8 protein-coding genes are annotated in these 7,671 nt (G+C 70.5%); 1 reads left to right on the top strand and 7 read right to left on the bottom strand.

What is annotated here, in order from left to right:
* Positions 1-137 precede the first annotated feature (137 nt).
* From AC067M_RS13250 to AC067M_RS13225, 6 genes are all read right to left on the bottom strand, one after another.
* Positions 138-929 (bottom strand): ABC transporter permease subunit, encoded by a 792-nt coding sequence (locus AC067M_RS13250; RefSeq protein ID WP_478697108.1) that lies wholly within the window; start codon positions 927-929, stop codon positions 138-140.
* Complete coding sequence (locus tag AC067M_RS13245) at positions 919-1,827, bottom strand: ABC transporter ATP-binding protein (protein WP_478697107.1); 909 nt, start codon at positions 1,825-1,827, stop codon at positions 919-921. Before AC067M_RS13245 ends, AC067M_RS13250 begins: the two co-directional genes overlap by 11 nt.
* Positions 1,824-2,309 (bottom strand): GbsR/MarR family transcriptional regulator, encoded by a 486-nt coding sequence (locus tag AC067M_RS13240; RefSeq protein ID WP_478697106.1) that lies wholly within the window; start codon positions 2,307-2,309, stop codon positions 1,824-1,826. The genes AC067M_RS13245 and AC067M_RS13240 overlap by 4 nt, the downstream gene beginning before the upstream one ends.
* Positions 2,310-2,388: 79 nt before the next feature.
* Positions 2,389-3,174 (bottom strand): thioesterase II family protein, encoded by a 786-nt coding sequence (locus tag AC067M_RS13235; protein WP_478697105.1) that lies wholly within the window; start codon positions 3,172-3,174, stop codon positions 2,389-2,391.
* Between the two features lie 44 nt (positions 3,175-3,218).
* A complete protein-coding gene (locus AC067M_RS13230; RefSeq protein WP_478697104.1) occupies positions 3,219-3,701 on the bottom strand; it encodes a hypothetical protein in 483 nt (160 codons plus the stop codon).
* Between the two features lie 38 nt (positions 3,702-3,739).
* On the bottom strand, positions 3,740-5,563 hold the full coding sequence (locus AC067M_RS13225) for a non-ribosomal peptide synthetase (RefSeq protein ID WP_478697103.1): 1,824 nt from the start codon (positions 5,561-5,563) through the stop codon (positions 3,740-3,742).
* A 296-nt stretch (positions 5,564-5,859) separates the two neighbouring features.
* Between AC067M_RS13225 and AC067M_RS13220 the strand changes: the two genes are divergently transcribed.
* A complete protein-coding gene (locus AC067M_RS13220; RefSeq protein WP_478697102.1) occupies positions 5,860-6,534 on the top strand; it encodes a thioesterase II family protein in 675 nt (224 codons plus the stop codon).
* 57 nt (positions 6,535-6,591) lie between these two features.
* Here AC067M_RS13220 and AC067M_RS13215 read toward each other — a convergent pair whose 3' ends face one another.
* A complete protein-coding gene (locus AC067M_RS13215) occupies positions 6,592-7,671 on the bottom strand; it encodes a MupA/Atu3671 family FMN-dependent luciferase-like monooxygenase (protein ID WP_478697101.1) in 1,080 nt (359 codons plus the stop codon).

The following is a 7,671-nucleotide window of genomic DNA, read 5'->3' as shown; positions in this document are numbered from 1 at the left end:
CAGATCGACCACTTGGTCACGCNGTTCGATCGCGGTCACCGCCTCCCACCTGGCAGAGGCGGGATCGGACCGACGCGCCAGCCCCGGCAGGGCGGTGGAACGGGGGTGCGTGGTCAGGCTGTCGTGCGCGCCACGGCTCAGGTGTTGATGTCGCGGCGGGAGAAGGACCGCATGCCGACGGCCAGGACGGCCGCGGTGGCGGCGAGCAGGACGATCACGCCGACGGTGTCGAAGCCGTCCCGCAGCGGGCGGGTGCCCTGGGCCCAGTAGAAGGGCGTGATGCGCTGCAGGAAGTGCAGTCCGTCGATCTGCGAGGCGATCGCGTTGACGATGTACGAGCCGACTGCCGCCGCGCTGGTGGCGCCGAGCGTGACGGCGCGGTTGCCGGTGACGCCGCCGACGCACAGGGCGAGGGCGCCGAAGAACAGGGCCAACAGCCCGAGTTGGACCGCGCCCGCGATGACGTGGCCGGCCGGCACGTGCATGTCCTGGGAGGATGCCAGCCCGGCCACCTCCACCGCGATCAGCAGCGTGAGGACGAGCACCGCGGTGAACAGGGCGCCGAACCGCTCCAGTCCGAGGCGCCGGCGGGTGATGGGGTAGGCGAGGTACAGATCGAGCACGCCGGACTGCTCCTGGGCGGCGATGGCCCGGGTGCCGGTGGAGATGGCGAAGATGAGCATCAGCAGCGGTCCGAGCAGGCCGAAAACGGTGCCTTCGAGGAAGCCGGCGCCGCTGGTGAGGTCATCGAAGTGCATGGCGCCCGCCATGCCGGAGGGGATCGAATCGAGGGCGTTGCCCTGTTTCTTCACCTGCGCGTAGGAGGAGGTGTAGATGGCCATCACGACGGCGACGCCGAGCAGCCACATCAGCAGTGCGCGGCGCTGGTCGCGCATCGCCTTGGCGAAGACGGGAAGGTCACTGGACAACGGAGGCGCCTTCCTTGACGTACTCGTCCATGAAGATTGCTTCCAGGTCGGGCTTGTGACAGAACAGCGCCTCGACCCGGTAGCGGGCGACCTGCTTGACCAGGGCGTCGACGCTGCCGTCGACCACGCAGCGCAGGATGCGGTCCTCCGCCCGGACTGCGCCGACGTGCTCCAGTCCGGTGAAGTCCTCGGTCCGGAACGGCTCCCCGAAATGGATCTCGACCTGGCTGACCGCCTGCCGCTGGAGGGACTCCACGGTGCTGACGGTGACGAGGCGCCCGTCCTTGATGATGGCGACGCGGTCGGCGACCTCCTGGACCTCGCTGAGGATGTGCGAGGACATGAAGACTGTCTGGCCGCCCTCCTTGGCCTCGCCGACGAGCTCGAGGAAGACCTGCTGCATCAGCGGGTCGAGGCCGCTGGTGGGCTCGTCGAGGACGAGCAGCGCGGGCCGGTGCATGAAGGCCTGGACGATGCCGACCTTCTGCTTGTTGCCCTTGGACAGGCTCTTCACCTTGCGGGAGCGGTCGAGTTCCAGCCGCCCGGCGAGTTCGTCCACCCAGGCGGGGTCGACGTTCCCCTGTAACTGGGCGAAGAATCCGAGCATCTCGCCCACGTTCTCCGAGCCTTCGAGGACGAGTTCGCCGGGCAGGTAGCCGATCTGGGCCCGTAGTTCCGCACCCTGGGTGACGGGGTCGAGTCCGAGGACCCGGATGGTGCCCGAGGTGGGGCGGATGAGGTCCAGGATCATCTTCATGGTCGTCGTCTTCCCGGCCCCGTTCGGGCCGAGGAAGCCGAAGACCTCCCCGCGCTGCACGGTGAGATCCAGGTCCGCGACGCCGCGGCCGCCGGGATACCGCTTACTGAGACCTGTCGTCTCGATCGCCGATAAGGTCACGTCGTTCCTCCATCGTGATGCCGGTGCTCGCGGTGCCTGGCGAGCAGCGGCGGCAGTTCGCTCTGCATCCATCGGTACAGGTCGGCCACGTTCTCCAGCCGCGCCCGGCGGGCCGGGGGGTCGTGCGCGAGGAGCGCGTTGCCCTTGTCCAGCACCTTGAGGATGTGGGTGACAGCGGCCAGCCGCTCGAACACCGAGTTGACCCAGCCTTCGTCGTTGATCCGGTAGTACGTGCGCCGGTCTCCGGGAAGCGACACCTTCTCCACCAGACCCGCCTGCATCAGCTGACGGGTCGACGTCGAGATCGATGCCTTGCTCGCGCCCAGGGTCTCCGAAAGCTGACCGGCCGTCTGCTCGGCCGGGTCGCAGATCAGCAGCCACCCGATGACGCGTCCGGAGATCCTCGGAAGTCCGGCGTCCTGCTCGAAGTACAGGGCCACGTCCTCGGCGAAGCGCACCGCTTCGTCGTGTGTGATAGCCATGCCGTTCAGCCTATTCAGAACTTACTGAACACACAACACAAACGGAACCTCCGCCCCCCTGATGGGTGAAGAGGGTCCGTCAGGGCACCACCGTGCGCGCCAGATCCTGAGCCAGCCGGTCGAGCAGGGCGTCCCGGTGCTCCTGGAGGAAGAAGTGACCGCCCTGGAAGGTGTGCTGGGTGAAGCCGGCCGTGCCATGGTGGCGCCAGCCGCGCATGTCCTCCTCACGTGCTTCCCGGTCCGTGCTGCCGGTCAGCGCGGTGATCGCGCACCGCAGCGGCCGTTCGGCCCGGTACCGGTACGTCTCCAGCATGGTGATGTCGCCGCGCAGCACCGGCAGATACAGGGCGCGCATCTCCGGATCCCGGCGGATCTGGGGAGGCACAGCCCCGAAGCGCCGGTCGAGCACGTCGAGGAACTCGTCGTCGGACAGCAGGTGGGACATGTGCCCGGCCTGCGGGATTTCCGGGGTGGCGCGAGCGGCCACGGTGAGCAGGGAGGGTTCCAGGCCGTGCGCGCGGCGCAGCCCCCGGGCGGTCTCGAAGGCGATGAGGGCGCCGAGGCTGTACCCGAACAGCGCGAACGGACCGTGCAGGGCGGGCGCGAGGGCGGCTGCGGCCTCCCGGGCCAAGCCCAGCAGGTCGGTGCGGGGTTCCTCCCGCAGCCGTACCTCACGGCCGGGCAGCCGCAGCAGCCATACGTCGATCCAGTCGGGCAGCCGCGCCGCCCAGCCGTGGAAGACGGCCGTGCCGCCGCCGGCGTACGGCACGCACAGCAACCGCAGTACGGCCGTGTCCCGGGGCTCCGGGCGGAGCACCCACCTGGGATCGACCGCCGGACGGGTGACCGGAGCCGGTGTCTGCATCGGTGAACTCCCCCTTGTCCGTGTGGCCCGCCCTGCGGGGCCGGTCAGCAAGCGGCGGCGGACTTCTCGTAGCGGTGCCAGAGGGCGGGCATCTCGGCGGCGAGGTAGCGGAACAGCTTCTCCATGTTCCGCAGCCGGGCGAGCCGCTGCGCGGAGGCGCCCTCGGCCTCCAGGGCCTTGAGGCCGTCGGCCATGGTCTGGTGGAAGGTCGGCCAGCTGAGGAAGGTGTGCTGGATGACCCGCGGCCAGGTGGCGTCCTGCAGGGTGAGGAAGTAGTCGCCCTCCTCGGCCTCCTCACGGATGAAGAACCCGGCCGGAACCAGCTGGTCGGACATCTTGTCGACCGCGTCCCGGGGGATCCCGAGCTTGGCGCTGATCTCGCTGGCGCGCTGCCGGGCCGGCTCGGAGATCAGCAGGTAGCCGATCACCTCGCCGCGGTCCGCGGCCATGCCGTCCTTCTCGTAGTAGGCGCCGATCCGGGTGACGATCTCCCGCTCGGCGTCCGGGATGGCGGTGGGTGCGGTCATCGGGGAATGCCTCTCCTTGGTTGGGACGTACAGTTGTGTCAGTTCTCGGGCGCCGTGGCGCCGGCCGCGCGCAGGTGCGTCGCGTAGCGCGAAGGTGTCGAGTGGTCGAGGAAGGCCGCGAGACCGGTGGCGGCTCCCCAGCCCTCGCGGACACGGCCGACGATCTCCATCGCGGCGAGCGACTGCCCGCCGATCTCGCTGAACTCGTCGTGAGCGCCGATCCCCTGACGGCCCAGGACCTCCTCCCAGACCCGGATCACCGCGCTCACCAGGGCGTCGTCCGGTCCGGCGCCGTCGGCGGCGGGCGGGGCCGGGTCCTCGGGGAAGGGGAGGGCCGAGCGGTCCGCCTTGCCGTTCGGCAGCAGCGGAATCCCCGAGAGGAAGAAGAACCGTCCGGGCAAGGAATGGGCGGGGACGGTCCGGGCCAGGTGGTCGCGGCACTGGGCCGCGGTGAGCAGCCGACCGGGCTCCGGTACCACGTACCCGACCAGGAAGCCCTCGCCGACGCGGGGGTGCCGGGCCACGACAACGGCCTCGCGGATGTCCGGATGCTGCTCCAGCGAGGCCTCCAGCTCGCCCGTCTCCACCCGGACACCCCGGATCTTCACCTGTCCGTCCAGCCGCCCGAAGAAGTCGATGCCGCCGTCCGGCCTGAAGGCCGCGAGATCTCCGGTGCGGTACATGGTCGCGCCCGGTGTCTTCGCGAACGGGTCGGGCAGGAACCGCTCCTCGGTCAGTTCCGGGCGCCGCCAGTAGCCCTGCCCCACGCCCGCTCCGCCGATGTACAGCTCGCCACGCTCGCCCTGCGCTACCGGGCGGCCCTCCTCATCGAGGACGTAGGCGGTGTGGCCGGGCAGGGTGTGCCCCCAGGGGATCGCGTCCCTCTCGGCGTCCTCCTTGCGCACCGGGTACACGGTGCTGCAGCACGACACCTCGGTCATGCCGGCTACGTTGAACGCCCGTACCGCAGGGCCCAGTTCGCTCAGAGTGGCGGCCATGGCTGGCGGGAAGCGGTCGCCGGCGAGGACCACGGTGCGCAGCGACTCGGGCAGGGTACCGACGCGTCGCCGGGCGGTGTCGGTGAGCGGACGCAGCAGGGCCGGCGCCGACGACCACACGGTCACCGACTCGGCGACGAGCAGGTCCAACAGCGCGCCGGGATCGGTACGGTCCGCCTCGCGCGGTACGACGACGGTGCCGCCGGCCGCGAAGGTGGCGAAGATCTCGATGACGGACAGGTCGAAGTTGAGCGACGACACCTGGAGCACCCGGTCGGTGTGGTCCAGGCCGATCGCGGCGGCCAGGGCGCGCATGGTGAGGGTGACGCCTGAGTGCCGGTTCATGGCGCCCTTGGGGCGGCCGGTGGAGCCGGACGTGTAGATGAGGTACGGCAGTTGGTCGTGATCCACCTCGGGCAGCGCGGGCTGCCGGTGCGGCTCGACGGCCCGGTCCGCCCGCAGGCCGGCCAGGTCGAGCAGGTCCGGTACCCAGGCGGACGCCTCGTCCACCAGGACCGTACGGGCGCCGCTGTCGGCCAGGATGAACCGGATGCGCTCCTCGGGGTAGGCGGGATCGACGGCGACGTAGGCCGCTCCGGCCCGCATCACGGCGAGCACGGCGACCACCATGTGGTCGCTGGGCGCCATGGACACCCCGACCAGCTCGCCTGCGCCGAGGCCGTGCTCGAGGAGCACTCGGGCCAGGGCCGCGCTGCGGGCGTCGAGTTCCCGGTACGTCGTGGCGCGCCCGGCGTGGCGGACGGCGACGGCGTCCGGCCGCTGCCGGGCCTGTGCCAGCGCCAGGCCGTGCAGGGTCGACGGGGCGTTCCGGTCCACGTCGACGTCACTGCTGTGAGCGCGCATGAGGCAATTCCTCCTCCGGCGGCAGAAAACCGCACAGGGTTTCGTGAACCTCGGACGGAACCCGACACTAGCCGCAACGATCCGGCCGCTCAATAGCCTCCGGACGATTCTGACGCAATTCTCGCCACACCGGTGAACAGTTGCCCGACAAACCGCACGAGAAATTCCCGGACGCTTGACCGCTGCCCGACCGAGCTGCTCTATCATTTCGCCGTATGACTCAACTTCAGCTGGATCCCGGCCGCTGGTTTCTGCGCGCCGGGCGCAGACCCCGTCCCCGGCTGACCGTTCTCGCGGTGCCGTGGGCCGGCAGCGGAACCGCCGCGTACCACGGCCTGGCGGACCTGATGCCGGCCGACGTCGAGCTGTGGATGCTGCGCCTGCCCGGCCGCGAGGTGCGCCGCCGGGAGCCGCTCGCCACGTCGATGAGCGAACTCGCCGGCCCGGCTGCCGCCGCCTGCGCCGCGGCGCTGACCGGTGACTTCGCCCTCTTCGGGCACAGTTCCGGGGCGCTGATCGCGTTCGAGGTGGCCCGCCGGCTGCGCCGTGAGCACGGCCGGCTGCCCGCCCTGCTCGCCGTCAGCGCACAGCCCGCACCGCACCTCCCGCCCCGCTACGCACCCATCCACGACCTGCCGGTGGACCGCTTCCTGGACGCCCTCGACGCACGCTGCCACAGCGTTCCGGCCGCCCTGCGGGCCGATGCGGAAATGCAGGAGGTGTACGTTCCCGCCATGCGCGCGGACGTGACCGTCGAGGAAACCTACGAATACCATGCGGAATCCCCGCTGGAATGCCCGGTGTCGGTATTCGGAGGGGAATCGGACACAGAATGCAGAATTTCCGATCTGGAGGCATGGGAGGTCCACACGTCAGGGAAATTCACCCGCAACGTGCTACCGGGTGACCATTTCTTCTTCCAGACCTCCCGGGAATCGGTGGTGAAACTGCTGGTGGAGCAGGCCGGCTGATTCGAGGATCCGGTGCCCCGCTAGAGCGGCGGGGCACCGTCGCGTCCCGACGGCGGCTCACTGGTCGTAGTAGCCACCCAACCGGCGCGCGGGCGACGGCGGATCGGTGCGCCCGGGGGACGCTCCGCAGGCGCGGCGCAGGGCGTCCAGGCGTGGCAGTCCGGCCAGCACCTCTGGGAACGGCAGCCCGAAGTCGACCAGACACGCCACCTCGTCCACGCCGATGCCCGCCAGCCGCTCGACCACCTCGGCGCACTTGCGCGGGGTGCCGAGCAGGGAGCGCCGGTCGTAGAAGTCCCGGGCCACCAGCGTGGCCAGTTGCTCCTGCTCCGCGTCGGACATGGCGGCGGCACTGTCGTCGCTCCGCTTCTGCGTGAGGAACGTCGACAGGTAGCGCCGTACCGGATCGCGCACCAGTTCCCACACGTGGCCCTCGTCGTCACCGAGGTAGGTGTGCATGCCGACGGTGACCATGCCGGCCGCCGGGTCGAGTCCCGCGGCGGCACGGGCCTTGCGGTAGGCGGCGATGTTGTCCGCGAGCCGTTCCCAGCTGTCCAGCAGGGTCAGGACGCCCAGGTCGCGGCGACCGGCCTCCAGCCAGGTGCCCGGGTTGGAGGTGTGCACCAGCCACAACGGCAGCTCCGGCTGATACGGGCGGGGGAAGGTGCGCACGGGCAGCGTGCCGTCGTCCGGTCCCGGGAAGGAGACCGTCTCCCCACGCCACAGGGCCCGCAGCGTGTCGATGCCGGCGAGGGTGTACTCACGCCGGTCGGCGAAGTGGCCCGGCTGGAACACGAAGTCCCCGCGGTGCCAGCCGGTGGCCAGGCACAACCCCACCCGGCCGCCGGAGAGCTGGTCGACCAGGGCCCACTCCTCGACGATCCGCACGGGGTGGTGATGCGGTACGACCACGCTGCCGGCCCGCAGTTCGATCCGCTCGGTGACGGCGGCGATGGCCGCGGCCAGCACCGAGGGGTTGGGGAAGCTCCCGCCGAACTCCTGGAAGTGGCGTTCGGGGACCCAGATCGCCCGGAAGCCGCGCGTGTCGATGAACCGGGCCACATCGAGGATGAACCGGTACCGGTCGCGCGGGGTCTGCCGGTCGTCCGCGGCGAAGAAGTACACACTGAATTCCAT

Source organism: Streptomyces sp. NPDC043427, from assembly GCF_056436655.1.
This window is presented reverse-complemented; position numbering and strand designations above follow the sequence as displayed.